General features: G+C 63.0%; 15 protein-coding genes. 7 read left to right on the top strand and 8 right to left on the bottom strand.

Annotated features, from left to right (window positions below):
• Positions 1-2 precede the first annotated feature (2 nt).
• The 5 genes from NKJ13_RS07220 to NKJ13_RS07200 all read right to left on the bottom strand — a co-directional run bounded on the left by NKJ13_RS07220 (position 3) and on the right by NKJ13_RS07200 (position 4811).
• The gene (locus tag NKJ13_RS07220; RefSeq protein ID WP_352737189.1) at positions 3-923 is read right to left on the bottom strand and encodes a phosphorylase family protein; all 921 of its coding nucleotides are present in this window, start codon (positions 921-923) and stop codon (positions 3-5) included.
• 14 nt (positions 924-937) lie between these two features.
• Positions 938-1729 carry an ABC transporter permease gene (locus tag NKJ13_RS07215; RefSeq protein ID WP_352737188.1) on the bottom strand — a complete coding sequence of 264 codons (792 nt, stop codon included), beginning with the start codon at positions 1727-1729 and terminating at the stop codon, positions 938-940.
• Entirely contained in the window at positions 1722-2609 is an 888-nt protein-coding gene (locus tag NKJ13_RS07210) for an ABC transporter permease (RefSeq protein WP_254818216.1), read from the bottom strand. The genes NKJ13_RS07215 and NKJ13_RS07210 overlap by 8 nt, the downstream gene beginning before the upstream one ends.
• Entirely contained in the window at positions 2606-3643 is a 1038-nt protein-coding gene (locus NKJ13_RS07205; RefSeq protein ID WP_352737217.1) for an ABC transporter ATP-binding protein, read from the bottom strand. The genes NKJ13_RS07210 and NKJ13_RS07205 overlap by 4 nt, the downstream gene beginning before the upstream one ends.
• 127 nt (positions 3644-3770) lie before the next feature.
• Positions 3771-4811, bottom strand: a complete 1041-nt coding sequence (locus NKJ13_RS07200; protein ID WP_352737187.1) for an ABC transporter substrate-binding protein — start codon at positions 4809-4811, stop codon at positions 3771-3773.
• A 147-nt stretch (positions 4812-4958) separates the two neighbouring features.
• On the opposite strand from NKJ13_RS07200, the gene NKJ13_RS07195 reads away from it, so the two are divergent.
• Positions 4959-6008, top strand: a complete 1050-nt coding sequence (locus NKJ13_RS07195; RefSeq protein ID WP_352737186.1) for a LacI family DNA-binding transcriptional regulator — start codon at positions 4959-4961, stop codon at positions 6006-6008.
• A 12-nt stretch (positions 6009-6020) separates the two neighbouring features.
• Here NKJ13_RS07195 and NKJ13_RS07190 read toward each other — a convergent pair whose 3' ends face one another.
• Complete coding sequence (locus NKJ13_RS07190; protein WP_352737185.1) at positions 6021-6605, bottom strand: TetR/AcrR family transcriptional regulator; 585 nt, start codon at positions 6603-6605, stop codon at positions 6021-6023.
• 106 nt (positions 6606-6711) lie between these two features.
• On the opposite strand from NKJ13_RS07190, the gene NKJ13_RS07185 reads away from it, so the two are divergent.
• The 3 genes from NKJ13_RS07185 (at position 6712) to NKJ13_RS07175 (ending at position 9568) form a co-directional block, all read left to right on the top strand.
• Positions 6712-7527, top strand: coding sequence for an oxidoreductase (locus tag NKJ13_RS07185; protein WP_352470337.1), 816 nt, complete (start codon positions 6712-6714; stop codon positions 7525-7527).
• Between the two features lie 86 nt (positions 7528-7613).
• Positions 7614-8561, top strand: coding sequence for an alpha/beta fold hydrolase (locus tag NKJ13_RS07180; RefSeq protein ID WP_352737184.1), 948 nt, complete (start codon positions 7614-7616; stop codon positions 8559-8561).
• Positions 8562-8566: 5 nt separating this feature from the next.
• The gene (locus tag NKJ13_RS07175; protein WP_352737183.1) at positions 8567-9568 is read left to right on the top strand and encodes an NADP-dependent oxidoreductase; all 1002 of its coding nucleotides are present in this window, start codon (positions 8567-8569) and stop codon (positions 9566-9568) included.
• Here the strand turns inward: NKJ13_RS07175 and NKJ13_RS07170 are convergent.
• Positions 9561-10490, bottom strand: coding sequence for a sugar kinase (locus tag NKJ13_RS07170; protein ID WP_352737182.1), 930 nt, complete (start codon positions 10488-10490; stop codon positions 9561-9563). The two genes, NKJ13_RS07175 and NKJ13_RS07170, sit on opposite strands and share 8 nt — an antisense overlap.
• A gap of 157 nt (positions 10491-10647) precedes the next feature.
• Here NKJ13_RS07170 and NKJ13_RS07165 point away from each other — a divergent pair, with 157 nt between their 5' ends.
• Positions 10648-11094, top strand: a complete 447-nt coding sequence (locus NKJ13_RS07165; RefSeq protein WP_352451991.1) for a FixH family protein — start codon at positions 10648-10650, stop codon at positions 11092-11094.
• A gap of 7 nt (positions 11095-11101) precedes the next feature.
• Positions 11102-12301 (top strand): cytochrome-c peroxidase, encoded by a 1200-nt coding sequence (locus tag NKJ13_RS07160; RefSeq protein WP_352505789.1) that lies wholly within the window; start codon positions 11102-11104, stop codon positions 12299-12301.
• A 76-nt stretch (positions 12302-12377) separates the two neighbouring features.
• On the opposite strand, the gene NKJ13_RS07155 is transcribed toward NKJ13_RS07160, so the two are convergent.
• Positions 12378-12830 (bottom strand): Lrp/AsnC family transcriptional regulator, encoded by a 453-nt coding sequence (locus tag NKJ13_RS07155; protein WP_023676441.1) that lies wholly within the window; start codon positions 12828-12830, stop codon positions 12378-12380.
• Positions 12831-12993: 163 nt separating this feature from the next.
• Here NKJ13_RS07155 and putA point away from each other — a divergent pair, with 163 nt between their 5' ends.
• Positions 12994-16605, top strand: coding sequence for a bifunctional proline dehydrogenase/L-glutamate gamma-semialdehyde dehydrogenase PutA (gene putA, locus NKJ13_RS07150; protein WP_352505790.1), 3612 nt, complete (start codon positions 12994-12996; stop codon positions 16603-16605).
• The last annotated feature ends 92 nt before the right edge of the window (positions 16606-16697 follow it).

The raw sequence follows: 16697 nt of genomic DNA, 5'->3' as shown, positions 1-16697 counted from the left end.
TCTCAGAACCGGCTGGAGCGTTCTTTCGGCTGCGGCGACTTCAAACCCTGACAGGAGCATTCCGGATCAGCGGGAAGTCGCGCGGCGGTCTCCAGCGCGACCCGCGAGGCTGTCATGGAAAGATTGGGCAGCACGTCCTCCTGCAGCAATTTCTGGCGATTGCGATCCATATAGTCGTTGAAGCCCGCCGTCACGAACGCGCAAGGCACGAAACACGCGCCGATTTCGCGCGACAGGGTCGCCTCAGGGGCGATGGAATGGTTGAGTACATCCGCCCCCATGCCCCGATACGCCAAGGCTTCGGCTGGCGTTGTCAGCCGGGGCCCATAACAGTGGGCAGCCACCAACTGCTGTTCGATGCCATAAACGCGGCATTCGGCTGGCCAATGACGGCGGGCCGTTTCAACCAGAACCGCCGCGCATCTTGGGCACACGATTTGCTTGCCCGAACAGTCAAAGCTCTGGCGGTCAGGAAGCAGTGAAAAGGGGGTCTGCGTCAGTTCGATGATATCGGCAGTCACCACCATATCGCCAGGCTGGATCGCCTTGTTGACGGCGCCAACCGTCGAGCAGGCGAGAACTTGCCGTACACCCGCCCGCATCAATACCCAGAACGCGCGGCGGTGGCAGGAATGGTCGATATGGTCGCGGGGATTGCCGTGCGAATACATGCACAGCGCGCGTTTTGCTCTCCCTTCCGCTGTGATCGACGCATCGAACTCGAGCAGCTTCCAGTTGTCGGTGCGACCGAAAGGTGTTTCAAAACTCATGTCGCGCCGCAAGGTGCGCACACCATCGAATTCGACATCTTCCGGGAAGGCAAGCCCCCAGTTTGCCGACCCGGTGATGATGGCCAACCCTACCTGAGGGATGTCCGTCGAATGATCCGTCAGATCGTCGGCTGCATGGTGATTGGCGGGCATGTTTCCAGTCTCGGTCAGGATTTTTGGCGAAGGGTCACAATCAGGACCACGGCCACGACGATGACGGTCCACAATGTCGAGATCGCCGCAATGGTCGGATCGATCTGATCGCGCAGCGACAGGAACATAAGCTTCGGCATCGTGCTGTTGCGACCGCTTGCGATGAAGATCGAAATCACAGACTCGTCGAGCGAAGTCAGGAACGCCATCAATGTCCCCGACAGCAAGCTGATCCGAAGTTGCGGAACGATTATTCCGCCAATGGCTCTGGCCCAGTTTGCGCCGAGGCTGCGCGCCGCCTGAACCTGGTTCCAGTCAAAGCGGGCGAGAGCGGGTAGCAACACAATGCAGGCGACCGGAACGGCCAGCACCACATGTCCGACCAGCACACCCAATAGCGTTCCGATCAGATGTTGTGCGGCCAACACAAAGAAGAGACCGATCGCAAGCAGGATACCTGGGGTGATCGAGGGGGTCAGCAGGACGCTCTGGATGGCCGCAGCGGTCTTTCCGCCCAGCCGGTTCATTGAAATGCAGGCGAGCAGCGCGAAAGGCACCGCGATCAACGCCGTCAACGTCCCAAGGATCAAACTCGTCCTCAGCGCGGCCATCCACGTTGCCGAGCCGAAGAAGTTCTCGTACCAGCGCAACGAGTAGGCGTGCGGCGGAAACTCGAGGAGATTAGATGCCGAAAAGGAAAGCGGCACCACCACGAGCGTCGGCAGCATCAGAAATGCCATGACAAGAGCGGCAAAGCTCCAGAGCAAAATGCGGGCGAGCCTGTTTTGCGGATAGGCTTCAAGCATGGGAGGCTTCCACGGTGTTCTGGGCCACCAGCCGGCGTGCCGCCAGCAACATCACACCGATCAGCGCCATGAGAACGAGGAGCAGAATGCCCAGGACGCTCGCCGATCCCCAGTCCTGAAAGGTCGATAATGTACGCTCGATCCGGGTAGAGAGCGGATTTACCTTGCCGCCGCCAAGCACCGCCGGCGTGATGAAAAAACCTATGGCGTAGATGAGGACGATGATCGAACCCGAGAAGATGCCGCCCGCCGAAAGCGGCATAATGACGGTGCGGATGACCTGCCTGAGAGTGGCTCCCATGCTCGCTGCCGCGCGAATGAGATTTGGGTCGATATCGCGCATCGCAGCATAAACAGGCAGCAGAAAGAGTGGCAGCATGTAGTGCACCATGCCGATGAGCGTTCCCGTGAAGTTGTAGACCAGCGGCAATGGCTCCGCCGTCAGGCCTGAACCGGTCAACGCCGCGTTGATCAGGCCGTCGCGCCGCAAGAGCACGAGCCAACCATAGGTACGCACCAGAATGGAGGTCCACAGCGGCAGCATGACGAACGCCATGAGCACGTTGGCCAACCTTGGTCTGACACTGGCCAGAGCGAGCGCCAGAGGGGTGCCGAGGAGAATGCAGGCCGCTAGCGTACCCAAAGACAGTTCGAGGGTCGTGACGAGCGCCGACCATGTCAGTCCGCTCGAAAGGACCTTCTGGTAATTGCCGACGGTGTACTCACCTCCGGTGGTCAGGAAGGATTGCCGGATGATCCAAAGGATGGGCAGTATCGCCGCCAGTCCAACGATGAACAGCGCCGGGAGCGAAAGCGAAAGAAAAAACCGCCGCTCGCGCCGTGCATCCGCTGCGAGCGCCGGATCCCGGACGACGGTCACGCCATCGCCCCCGGTATCGCGTGAACCTTCGCGGCTGGTGCATATGCGGTCATCCGCTGACCGGCGGCAAGTTCGGCGCAGCCGCCGGCCAGCGCTGCCGGAATGCAGACAAGAACCTCTTGCCCACCGTCAAGCGCCAGCGTCAAAAGCCAGTTCTCGCCGCGGAACGCTTTGGTGCGCAGTATTCCTTCGAGGGCCACTCCGTCTCCTCCGACGAGCTTCGCATCAAGATGGAAGCTTTCGGCGCGGATCATCAGCGTTTCGTGTGGTGCTTCGGCGCCGTCGATTCTGCGCGCCGAGCCCGGGGCCACAATGTTGGCCTCGCCCATGAACTCCGCGACGAAGCGGGTCGATGGACGATCATAAATCCGCTGCGGCGTATCTATCTGCTGGATGCGGCCAGAATTCATCACCGCAATCCGGTCAGACATAATCAGCGCTTCGCGCTGGTCGTGGGTCACATAGATTGTGGTGATCCGTAGATGATCATGCAGACGCCGGATCTCATACTGCATGGTCTCGCGCAGATTCTTGTCGAGCGCCGACAGCGGCTCGTCCATCAACATCACGCGCGGTTCGAAGACGATAGCCCGCGCCAATGCCACCCGTTGACGTTGGCCGCCGGATAGTGCGGCAACATTGCGTTCCGCCAGGCCATCCAGCTTCACGCGGGCCAAGGTATCAAGCGCCCGCTGACGCGCCTCCGCTCTCGGTACCTTGCGCAGCACCAGCGGATACGCGACGTTCGCCAGGACGTTCATGTGGGGAAACAAGGCGTAATTCTGGAATACTATGCCGATGTCTCGTTTGTTGGGCGGCAGGCGGGTGATGTCTCGATCGCCCAGGAAAAGTTTACCGGAATCCGGCCGGACAAAACCGGCCAGAGCCATGAGTAAAGTCGTCTTGCCCGATCCGGATGGCCCTAGCAGGGTGAGGAATTCGCCAGCCTGAATGTCGAGCGAAACATCATCCAGTGCGACGTAGGCCCCGTAAGCCTTGTGCACGCTTTCGATGGTGATCGCGAGCGACTTCATCATGTGCTCCAGCCTTGAAGCGCGTCGCGTTCGACCGGCTTCACGCGACGCGCTTCAGGTTCTTGTTTTCATGCATGTCGTTGTCGCGCGCTGCACATTTTTGCGCAACATGCGTCAGAGCTGAGAGTCAGCGAGCCATCATTTCATCGAAGGCTCTTTGGGCAGCCTCGCCATTCTTGACCCACCATTCTGAATTGGAAAACACCGAAGTGCCAGCATTTTCAGGCGCGGTCGCAAGTGTCTTCAGACGGTCCGCGGGAATAAGTCCACCCTCATATGCCGCAGGATTGACTGGGCCATAGGCAATGAAATCGGTCAGCTTGGCAACCCGCGCGGGCTGCGTCATCGCTGCAATGAGCTTCATCGCGGCTTCCTTGTTCGGCGCTCCCTTCGGCACCCCAAGACAGTCCGTGCCGATGACCGAACCCTTGAACGTGTAGTCAGCCGCGCCGCCATCTGCTTTCACGGTTTGGGCGCGTCCGTTCCAGGTAATGACCAAATCCGCCTCACCGTCTTTCAGCAACTGCGCGGACTGGGCGCCCGAGGTCCACCACACGGCGACATTTGGTTTAATCGCTTCAAGCCGCTTGATGGCGCGCTCTAGCCCTTCCGGCGTGCTGAGCACGGAATAGACGTCCGCCGGTGGCACGCCATCGGAGAGAAGCGCGATCTCGATCGAGTCTTGCGCATTGGCGCGCAACGCGCGACGGCCAGAAAATTTGGCAACATCCCAGAACTCCGCCCACGTCTTCGGCGGGTTCTCGCCATAGGTCTTGGTGTTCCACGACATGACGGTGCCATAGGAATCGAACGGATAGCAGTAGTCGGACTTTGCACCCTCCGGCACGGATTTCGGATCGATGATCTTGTAGTCGAGCGGCTCCAGCAGCGATTGCGCGGCCGCCTGCGCCCCTTCCGGCGAACCCAGGTGGACGATATCGGTCGTGACTGCACCCGAGGTAACCTGCATCTTCAGGGCGGCCAGGCCGTCGCTCTGCGTCTCCTCGCGGACATCATAGCCAAGCTCTTTTGCAGCCGGGCCCCACATGGCCTCCTTGATGGCGTTGCCATAGTCGCCGCCCGCGGTCGTGATGGTGACCGTCTGCGCATGCACGGGCAGGGCAGCCGAGATTGCGAATGCTGTTAAGGAAATGCGTAGCCAGGACATAGGTTCTCCTCCCCAACTTTTATGGAATATCGCTTGAAAGAGCCATTATTTTGTAATCGTAACGTTACGATTGCATCTGGATACGCTAGAGTCAAGCTGCTTCCTATGGGAGTTCGGATTGACCGGGATGTCGAATTCGGTAACGCTGTGGCGGTCAGCAAATCAGCCGGCGCTTTCGCAAATGAAGTCGGGCGAACAATGGCCAATCTAAAGCAGATCGCCGCGGAACTTTCCCTCTCGGTGACCACGGTGTCCCGCGCTCTGAAGGATGGGCCGGAAGTGCAGCCCTCGACCATAGCCCGCGTCAAGGAGGCGGCTAAGCGGGTCGGCTATTTACCAAATCACTATGGTCGCGCGCTCAAAACCGGTCGAACGCAGACGCTGACGGCGGTGCTCCCGATGGAGACACGAGACCATCTGTCCGATCTGTTGAAGCTTCCTTTGATCGAAGGCATGACGCTGGCGGCGCGGCAAGCCGGTTATAGTCTGTCCATCTATTCCACCACTCCCGACGACGATCCCGTTGAGAGTGTGCAGCGGCAGCTTCAGGCGCGCAGTGCAGACGGCCTGATCATCACACGCCTGGTGTCGGCTGATCCGCGCGTCAGGCTGCTGCTGGATCAACGCATGCCATTCGTCGCGTTTGGAAGAACCGACCTGGATATCGCCTATCCCTATGTCGACGTCGACAATGAACAGATTGCCTACGAGGCGACCCGGCGGCTCATGGATAAGGGCTGTCGACGCATTGCGCTGCAACTTCTCGTTCCGGAGGACCAGGCGAGTGCCATGCGTCTTTCCGGGTATGGAAGGGCAATGGCCGAGGCTGGTATTCCGATCGACCAATCGCTGATCGGTCATGGCATGTTCACCATGGAATCGAGCGCCGGCTGGTTCGATCGCTTGCTGGCGTCGTCGGATCCGCCAACGGGCTTGGCGTGCGCCAACGAACTGGGCCTTCTGGGAGCGTTGCACGCTCTCGGCAAGCGGGGTCTTACAGCAGGCCGCGACGTCCACATCGTCACCCGTGACAGCACGCGGCTGGCACGCTTCCTGCCCGCAAAGATCGGAGTTCATTCCGTCGATATGGCGGGTGTTGGACGCAAACTTATCGAAGTCCTGGAGAGCCGGATCATCAATCCGCTTGGGCCGGTGGAGACAGTCTTGGTGCAAGGCAGATTCGAGCCGGCCGAATAGTCCGGGCGGCCCTCAGGAGGCCACCTCGTTTTGAACCGGCCGGATCAGCGCCTTTGCGGCATCTGCTCCCGCTGCAAGGACCCGATCCGACAATTCCGTCCCTTCCACGGCGCGAGCCAGTTGAAGCGCGCCGATGAGCGTTGCAAACATGCCCAACGCGGTGCCCTCGCGATCCTCGGTCGGCGGCAGAGCTTCGGCTATCTGGCGCACCAGGGATTGAACGCGCTCGGCGTAGAGGGCTCGCGTTTCAGGCGGCTGCCGCGCTATTTCCGGCAACAGCGCCGCCGAAGCGCAGCCCTTTCCGGGATTGTCCCGGTGCTCGGCCGACAGATATGCCTCTATGGCCATTTCCGGGCCGCCGGCGGCCAATGCTTCCTGCACTTCATGCGACTGCGCGTCCAAGGCCGCCGCCACGCTTTCACGGACGAGCTCCGCCTTGGACTGGAAGTGCGGATAGAAGGCGCCGTTCGTCAGCCCGGCGTCGCTCATGATGGTCGCCAGCCCGGACGCCGCGATGCCGTCAGATCGAAAACGTTCGGCGGCGACCTCCATGATCCGGCTGCGTGACGCGTCTTTTCGGCCCTTTTCGTAGCGCATGGTCTTTCTTTCCTGTCCTGCTATTGCATTATGCTCATAATCTGATATTACGACCATAATTCAATTCGTGGAAATAAGCTAGACCTCTCGAACCTGGAACATCAAAATGAATGGGAATTCTGAAAAGACCGCAATCGTGACCGGGGCCTCCTCGGGCATCGGCCGCGCCAGCGCCGAGGCCTTGGCGCGGGCGGGTTTCACTGTCTTCGGGACAAGTCGCCGCAAGACCAGTAATGGTCCGGGCGGAGTGACCATGCTGGCATGCGACGTGACCGATGATGCGGCCGTCAATGCGCTCGTTGCCAACGTGCTCGCGCAGACCGGCCGGATCGACCTCCTGGTCAACAATGCCGGTGTCGGTCTGCTAGGAGGCGCCGAGGAATCCTCGGTCGCACAGGTACAAGCCCTGTTCGACGTCAATCTGTTCGGCGTCATGCGGATGACCAATGCGGTGTTGCCGTCGATGCGGCGGCGCGGCGAAGGGCGCATCATCAATATCGGCTCGATTCTGGGACTGGTACCCGCGCCATACTCAGCTCATTACTCGGCGGTCAAGCACGCGCTCGAAGGCTATTCGGAATCGCTCGACCACGAGGTGCGCGCCTTCAACGTCCGCGTTTCCGTCATCGAGCCGGCATTCGTTCGCACCGTCTTCGACCAGAACGGCATCGAGCCGGATTCGCTGTTGAAGGAATACGATCGGGCTCGAGCCGGGCTCAAGGCGCTGCTGGGCGATGTGATGCCCAAAGCCGATCGGCCGGAAGTGGTGGCGGATGTGGTTGTCAAGGCAGCGACCGATGCCCGCCCGCGACGGCGCTATACCGCTGGCAACGCAGCGCGCCAGGTCAGCCTGCTGCGCCGCTTTGCCCCCGCGGGGATTTTCGACAAGAGCCTGCGCAAGCAGTTCCGCTTGCCGGTCTGAACAACGGCGAGGCAGAGGATTTCACGCACATGCGACTAGCAACCACAACACATTTGGCCAGGCCCTACGAAACGGAGACGCCAAGCATGACACATAGATCCAATCGGTCGCCGCGTTCACCGGCATTGTTCCAGGACGCGCCAACGCTCTCGATCGATGTCGGGGGCATAGCTTTTGCGTACAGGGAACTCGGGCCCAGGACGGGCGTGCCAGTGATCCTGCTCAACCATCTGGCTGCTCAGCTGGACAATTTTGATCCGCGCATCGTCGATGGCCTCGCTGCGACCCGGCGGGTAATTGCCTTCGACAATCGCGGCATCGGTGCTTCGGGTGGCAAAACTCCGTCGACCATTTCCGGCATGGCGCGGGATGCAATCGCCTTTGTCCGGGCGCTGGGGTTCGAAGAAGTCGATCTCTTCGGCTTTTCACTCGGCGGCTTCGTGGCGCAAGAGATTGTGCTGACCGAGCCCAAGCTTGTGCGCAAACTCATCCTGGCTGGCACGGGGCCGGCCGGTGGGCAAGGCGTCGACAAGGTGACGCCGCTGACGATCGTGGACATGATCAAGGGCGCGCTGACTTTTCGGGATCCGAAGTACTATCTCTTCTTCACAAGAACGCCGAATGGGCGCCGCGCCGCAAACGCATTTCTGGAACGGCTGAAGGAGCGCCGGAACAACCGGGACAAGGCGATATCGCTGAGCGCGTTCGGCGCGCAACTCAAGGCGATCAAGGCCTACGGACTCCAGGCGCCACAAGACCTGAGCACCATCCGCATTCCCACTTTGGTTGCGAATGGCGACCAGGACAGCATGGTGCCGAGCAGCAATACCTACGATCTCGCCGGGCGTATCCCGGGGGCGCATCTGGTCATCTATCCGGATGCCGGGCATGGCGGGGTATTTCAGAACCACGCCGCTTTTGTCCCGAAGGCGCTGTCCTTCCTCGAGGCTGAGGCCTTGCCGCAGGGCGGCCATGCAGCTGAAAACGTTCGGCTTGTTTCGTCCCGAACAGCAACAGACATTCTTGGAAAGTAACTGCCATGAAGGCATTCGTTGTCGATAAGTATAATGAAAAGGGCGCCCTGCGGCTGGCCGAAATGCCGGAGCCGGAGCTCCAGGACAGCGATGTCTTGGTCGAGGTCCATGCCGCAGGGGTGAACCTGCTCGATTCCAAGGTCAAAACCGGAGAATTCAAGCTCATCCTGCCCTACCGCCGGCCCTTCATCCTGGGCCACGACGTGGCTGGGAAGGTTATCCGCGTAGGATCGCAAGTCAGCAAGTTCCAGGCCGGCGACGAGGTCTATGCGCGGCCGCGCGACGGCCGGATTGGGACATTCGCCGAATTCATTGCCGTGAATGAGGCCGACGTAGCGTTGAAGCCCGAGAATCTCAGTATGGAAGAGGCGGCGTCGATTCCCCTGGTCGGTCTCACCGCCTGGCAGACGCTCATCGAACGGGCAAACCTGAAGAAGGGACAGAAGGTCTTCATTCAGGCTGGTTCCGGCGGCGTCGGGACATTTGCTATTCAGTTGGCCAAGCACCTCGGCGCGACCGTTGCGACAACCGCGAGCGCGGCAAGTGCCGATCTGGTCAAAAGTCTCGGCGCCGATGTCGTTGTCGACTACAGGAAAGGCGACTTCGAGAAAGTTCTGTCGGGCTACGATGTCGTCTTGAACAGCCAGGACGCCAAGACACTGGAAAAATCCCTGAGGGTGCTGAAACCGGGTGGCAAGCTCATCTCCATCTCCGGTCCACCGGATGCCGAATTTGCCAGGGAAAAGGGACTGAACTTGATGCTGAGGCTGGTGCTGCGCTTCCTGAGTCGCGGAATTCGGGCCAAAGCCAAGCGCCGCGGCGTGCAGTTTTCGTTCCTGTTCATGTGGGCGCAGGGCGATCAGCTGAGCAAAATCACCGCTCTCATCGAAGCCGGCGCGATCCGCCCGGTTGTGGATCGGGTCTTTCCATTCGAAGCGACCAATGACGCCCTGGCCTATGTCGAAACAGGACGCGCCAAGGGCAAGGTCGTCATCAAGGTCAGATAGCAGTTGCCTCGAACGCAGCCTTGAGCGTCTCGAACGGCGCCAGGGCGCCGCGCACCTGCACGACGGCGGCGGCGACGCGATGGGCGCGCAGCACCGCCTCTGCCGGGGCATGGCTGGCAAGGCGAGCGGCGAGGTAGGCGCCGTTGAAGGAGTCGCCGGCGCCGGTGGTGTCGACCGGGGTGGCGACGTGTACCGCCGGCACCGATTGCGAGGTTCCGTTTTGCGCGATCAGCGCCGGTTCCTCGCCGTTCTTGACGACGACTTCGCCGACCAGCTTTCGCAGCCGTTCAGCTGTTTTCTGCGGTGTTGTATCACCAAACAGCATCTGCTCGTCGGGAAAGGTCGGTAGCGCGATGTCGGCGACGGCGAGCGCCTCGAGGATGGCGGCCTGCGCTTCCTCGCTTTGGCGCCACAGCCTCGGCCGGTAATTGGGATCAAAGGCGATCAGCGAGCCGGCCGCGCGCGCTGTGGCCACGGCCGTCAGCAGTACCTTGCGTGGAGCCTCGTCGAGAATTGCCAAAGTGATTCCGGAAAAATAGACAAGCGCCTGGTTTTCAAGGCTTTTCTGCAATGCGGCTGGGTTCGAAGCCAACTGCCTTGCGGCCGCATCGGCCCGCCAATAGGTGAAAGAACGTTCGGCGCCGGTCAGGGTGATCGCATAGAGGCCGGGGCGGGCGCCCGCTATCACCGGGCTGGCGCCGATGCCGATGCCGTTTTCGGCCAGGAACTTGATCTGGTCGCGCGAGAACGGGTCGTCGCCGAAGGCCGACACGTAGGTCGCCGGCCGCTCGCCGCTCAAGGCATGCAGCGCCCATAAAGTGTTGAACGTGTCGCCGGCAAAGCCCATGCGCCAGTTCGGCCCGGCCTGGCCCGAAAGCTCGAGCATGCACTCGCCAATCGAGGCGATGCCGTTTCCTGCCATGAAGCACTCCTCCATCCTGCAATTGCGGTGCTGTAGCTTTTTGCGGCCGGCAGCGCCATGCTTGGCGACGGCGGATTCTTACACTGGGCGCGATTTCCCACAGGGGCGTGGGACGCGATCTGCCCAGCGAAACGTTATCCGCAGAACAGGAATGGGTTTGGCATCGTTATGGCGTTATCTTCTTGGGGGCCTCGGCCTGGCTGCCTTGCTCGCCGGCGTGCTGGCAATCGTCTATCTGACGGCGCCGCATGCGCCGCAACCAAGCTCGGATGTCGGCCGTTCCAAGACGACGGCGAACAAGCTGTTCGCGGCGACTTTCGAGCCCGAGAAAGGCGTCATCCGGCAGGGCGAACTGGAATCCTGGCTGCTGACGCTCAAAACCGTCGAGGGTGCGCCGGTGGAAGGTGCTGCGATAACGATTTCCGGCGGCATGCCGCAGCACAAGCACGGTCTGCCGACCAGCCCGCAGGCGACCGATTACCTCGGCGCGGGGCGCTATCGCATCGACGGCGTGAAATTCACGATGAGCGGGTGGTGGCAATTGCATTTTGCCATTTCCGCTGCGGCCGGTTCGGACACTGTCGTCTTCAATGTGGTGCTGTGAGCCACTGATGAGCCGGTTTCCCAGTCTTCTCGCGTTGGCGGTGGTGGCCGTACTTGCCGGCTGCGGCAGACCGGAGTTTTCCGATGCCGAAAAGCAGACCATCGCCTCGCTGGCGCTATCCAAGCTGCCGCCGCTGAAGCCCGATACCACCAATCGCTTCGCCGATGTGCCGGCCGCCGCGGCACTCGGCTCGACGCTGTTTTTCGACACCGGGATGAGCGGCGACGGCACGGTATCGTGCTCGACCTGCCACAAGATCGACCGGCAGTTCCAGGACGACCTGCCGCAAGCGGTCGGCGTCGGCCGCACCAACCGTCGTACCATGCCGCTGGCCGGCGTCGTGCATGATCCCTGGTTCTTCTGGGACGGGCGGCGCGACAGCCTGTGGGCGCAAGCGCTGACACCGCTCGAAAATCCGCTGGAGCAGGCCGGCAGCCGCGCCGCCTTCGCGCATTACATCAAGGCCCGCTTCGGCGAGCGCTACGAGCGCATCTTCGGGCCGCTGCCGGACCTTTCGGGCGTGCCGGCCAATGCCGGCCCGCTCGGCACCGATGCCGAGAAGGCGGCCTGGAACGCCATGCCCGCCAGCCAAGCCGAGGAGGTCAACCGCGTCTTTGCCAACATCGGCAAGGCGATCGCCGCCTTCGAGAGCTCGATCGCGCCGCCGCAGACACGCTTCGACCGCTTTGCCATCGACCTGGCTGCGGGCGCCGAGCCGAAAGGCGACGCCGCCTTTTCGCCGGAGGAAATCCTCGGCCTAAAGCTGTTCATCGGCAAGGCCAATTGCGTGACCTGCCACAATGGCCCGCGTTTTACCGACGGCAGCTTCCACAACACCGGCGTGCCGCCGGTCGCGGGCCTGCCGCCGGATCGCGGGCGCGTCGACGCGGTGGCGCAGGTCGAGGCCGATCCGTTCAACTGTTTCGGCGCCTTTCGCGACGGCGATGCCAGCGCCTGCCGCGAACTGCGCTTCATGGTCAAGACCGGGCCGGAACTCGTCCGCGCCTACAAGACGCCGTCGCTGCGCGGTGCCGCCACCCGTCCGCCCTACATGCATGCCGGGCAGTTTTCCTCGCTGGACGAGGTGGTGGCGCATTATTCGAAGGCGCCGGCAAGTGTCGAGGGTGTGTCAGAGGTCCACCCGCTGCAGCTTTCGGACCGCGAGCGCGCGGCGCTGGTGGCGTTTTTGAAGACACTGGCGGAGTGAGGGTGGCTCAGCCCGCTCTGTAGCGATCGGCTTTCTAAGTCCTTCACTCCGCCAACATTACCGCAACAGCGCTCTCCTACCGATCCTTCACTGTCTCCATCGCGACAAACGTCGAGGTCTGGGCAACGTGCGGCAGGGCGGAGATGCGCTCGCCGAGCACGCGGCGGTAGGCGGCGATGTCGGTGGTGCGGACCTTCAGCAGATAGTCGAAGCTCGACGCCATCATGTGGCACTGCTCGATTTCCGGCACCGCCTGCACGGCGCGGTTGAAGGCGTCGAGCGCGGCCGAGCGGGTGTCGGAAAGTTTCACCTGCACGAAGGCGACATGACCTTCGCCCATGCGCTCGCGATCGATGATCGCCTGGTAGCCCCTGATAAAGCCATCCTTTTCCAGCCGCTTGACCCGCGCCTGCACCGGCGTCTTCGACAGGCCGACTTTTGCCGCGAGTTCCGACATGGAAAGCCGGCCGTTGCTGCCCAGCGCCGACAGGATGTTCCTGTCAATGCGGTCCAATTGGTCTTCTGTCATTGAAATTCTGGTCAAAATGGCGGGCATCAGCCGCCATGATAGATCAATCGACCTGCGCTGTCGATTTCTTTGGACCGACTGCGATCGGGCTTTGTGCTAGCTTTGCGCCATTCGGTCCGGCGACCGCCGGCCCGCTCCCTGATGCTTGCTCTACAGGACCGTCATGCCAGCGCTCGATGCCATCCGCCAGCAGATCCGTGCCAATTACCTGCCTGACGAAGACGAGGCTGTGAAGCGGCTGGCCGAGGCGACGGGGCTTTCGGGGAAAGACCGAAAGGCGATCTCGGCCCGCGCCGCCGATCTGGTGCGGGCAGTGCGCGGCTCGTCCGATCCGCGGCTGATGGAAGTCTTCCTGTCCGCCTACGGCCTCTCGACCAAGGAGGGCGTGGCGCTGATGTGCCTGGCCGAGGCGCTGCTGCGGGTGCCCGACACCGAGACGATGGACGATCTCATCGCCGACAAGATCGCGCCGCACGACTGGTCGGCGCATGCGGGCGGCTCGAGCTCGATCTTCATCAACGCGTCTACCTGGGCGCTGATGCTGACCGGCCGCGTGCTCGACGAAGGCGAGGGCGGCATCGAAGGCACGCTGCGCGCCATGGTGCGCCGGTTGGGCGAGCCGGTCATCCGCAAGGCGGTGGCGGCGGCGATGCGCGAGATGGGCGAGCAGTTCGTGCTCGGCCGCACCATTGCCGAGGCGGTCAGGCGCGGCCGGCCGATGACGCAGAAGGGCTATCTCTATTCGTTCGACATGCTGGGCGAGGCGGCCCGCACCGAGGCCGATGCCTTGCGCTATCTCAAGGCCTATGCCGACGCCATCTCGTCGCTCGATGCCGGCGCCAACGGCCCCGACATCCGCCAGAACCACGGCATCTCGGTCAAACTGTCGGCGCTGCATCCGCGCTATGAAGTCACGCAGAAGGAAAAGATGCTGCCCGTCATGGCCGAGCGGCTGTTCTCGCTGGCGCTGGCGGCGCGCCACTCGCGCATGGGCCTCAACATCGACGCCGAGGAAGCCGACCGCCTCGATTTGTCGCTGGACGTCATCGAGCGGGTGCTGGCCGAGCCGGAGCTTGCCGGCTGGAACGGTTTTGGCGTCGTCGTGCAGGCCTATGGCCCACGCGCCGCGTTCGTTATCGACTGGCTCTACGAACTGGCGAGGAAATATGACCGCAGCATCATGGTGCGGCTGGTCAAGGGCGCCTATTGGGACACCGAAATAAAGCGGGCGCAGACGCTCGGGCTCGACGGCTATCCGGTCTTTACCCGCAAGGCTAACACCGACGTCTCCTACCTGGCTTGCGCGAAGAAGCTGTTGGCGATGACCGATCGCATCTATCCGCAATTCGCCACCCACAACGCCCACACCGTCGCCGCCATCCTGTCGATGACGACGGACCGCGATACATTCGAATTCCAGCGGCTGCACGGCATGGGCGAAGCTCTGCACGAGACGGTGCGCAAAGCCGAAGGCACGCGCTGCCGCATCTATGCGCCGGTCGGCGCCCATTCCGACCTGCTTGCCTATCTGGTCCGCCGGCTGCTGGAGAACGGCGCCAATTCCTCCTTTGTCCACCAGCTCACCGACGAGGAGGTCGAGCCCGAGGACATTGCCCGCGACCCACTCGAGACGGTGGAGAAACAAGGCCCCGCCGCCAATCCGGCGATCGTGCCGCCGTCGGCGATCTTCGGTCCCGGCCGGCGCAACTCCAAGGGTTTCGATATCACCGACACGCTGACGCTGGCTGCGATCGACAAGGCGAGGGCCGAGTTCGCCGGGCCGGAGCGCTGGCACGCCAAGCCGGTCAGCCGCGCTGCCGGCTACGGCAAGCAGCGTCCGGTCGTCAATCCGGCAAAACCTTCGGAAGTGGTCGGCACGGTCAGCGAGGCCGGCGCCAAGCAGGTCGAGACCGCCGTGCGCATCGCCGTCGAGGCACAACCGGCGTGGGCAAGACGCCCGGTTGCCGAGCGCGCCGCCATCCTCAACCGGGCGGCCGATCTCTACGAAGCGAACGCCGTCGAGTTCTTTGCACTCGCCGCCCGCGAGGCCGGCAAGTCGCTCGCCGACGGCGTTGCCGAGGTGCGCGAGGCGGTCGATTTCCTGCGCTATTATGCGGCCGAGGCCGGAAATGCCGAGGCGGGAACCGAGGCGCGCGGCGCCATCGCCTGCATCTCGCCGTGGAATTTTCCGCTCGCCATCTTCACCGGACAGATTGCGGCAGCACTCGTCACCGGTAATTCCGTTATCGCCAAGCCTGCCGAACAGACGCCGCTGATCGCTTTTCGCGCCGTCCAGCTGCTGCGCGAGGCCGGCGTGCCGGAAGGCGTCATCCAGCTTCTGCCCGGCGACGGCCCCTCGGTCGGCGGCCCGCTGACCGCTGACCCGCGCATTGCCGGCGTCTGCTTCACCGGCTCGACGGAGGTCGCCAAGCTGATCGAAAAGCAACTCGCCGAGACCGCTGCGCCCGATGCCATGCTGATCGCCGAGACCGGCGGCCTGAACGCCATGATCGTCGATTCCACTGCGCTGCCCGAACAGGCGGTGCGCGACATCCTGGCCTCCGCCTTCCAGAGTGCCGGCCAGCGCTGCTCGGCATTGCGCATTCTCTACGTGCAGAAGGACGTCGAGAAGAAGATGCTGGAGATGCTGAAAGGCGCGATGGAAGCGCTCAGCCTCGGCGACCCCTGGCGGGTATCGACCGATGTCGGCCCGGTCATCGACGACGAGGCGCAAGCGTCGATCCGCGACTACTGCACCAAAATGGGCCTGCAGGGCCGGCTGATCGCCAAACTCGAAGCACCGAAGGATGGCCGCTTCGTTGCGCCGCACGTCTTTCGGGTCAAGGGCATCGAGGAGCTGGAGCGCGAGGTGTTCGGGCCGGTGCTGCATGTCGCCACCTTCGATGCCGACGAGATCGATGCGGTGATCGCGGCGATCAACCGCAAGGGCTATGGCCTGACCTTCGGCCTGCACACCCGCATCGAAGGCCGCGCCCAGCATTTCGTCGACGGCATCAATGCCGGCAACATCTACGTCAACCGCAACCAGATCGGCGCCGTCGTCGGCGCGCAGCCGTTTGGCGGCGAGGGGCTTTCCGGCACCGGGCCGAAGGCTGGCGGCCCGCATTATCTCCGGCGCTTCCGCAAGGGGCCGGAGGCCGGCACCCATCTTGCCGAAGGCCGCAAGGTGACGGCGACCGAGCTCGCCGACAATCTGCCGGACCCGGCGTTTGGCGGCTGGTCGACGCGTCCGGATCGCGTTGCCATCCTGAGGAAACATCTACGCGGTAAGGGTGCCGCGGCCATCGGCGCTGCCGCCGCCATCGATTTCGGCCAGGTCGACCTGCCCGGGCCGACCGGCGAGGCCAACACGCTGTCGCTGTCGCCGCGCGGGCGCGTGCTGTGCCTCGGTCCCGACGCGGATACGCTGCTTGCTCAGACGATCCAGGCGCTGGCCGCCGGCAACGCGGTGCTCGCCGTCGCGCCCGGCGCGCCGGCGGCGCTATCAGCGCTGACCGGCAAGGGCCTGCCGCTGGCGGCGATCGACGGCCGGCCGGACCCGGTCGAAGCGCGCTCGCTGCGGGTCGATGTCGTGGCCTTTTCCGGCACGCCCGAGGCCGCGCGCATCGTGCGCAAGGTCATCGCCGAGCGCGCCGGCCCGATCGTGCCGCTGGTCAGCGAAGTCTATTATCCGGCCGCCTATGCGCACGAGCGCGCCGTCTGCGTCGACACCACGGCAGCGGGCGGCAATGCCAGCCTGCTGGCCGCTGCGTAGGGTTTCGCCAGGGTTCGCGTATCGCGGGCCGTGTAAATCGCTTCAGGTTTCCCCTCACCCTTACTCTCTCCCCTGAAGAACGGGGAGAGGGG

Source organism: Mesorhizobium sp. M0174, assembly GCF_040322275.1.
Taxonomy (GTDB): Bacteria; Pseudomonadota; Alphaproteobacteria; order Rhizobiales; family Rhizobiaceae; genus Mesorhizobium.
Note: the sequence above shows the minus strand (reverse complement) of the source record. Positions and strands in the feature narration are given on the sequence as shown.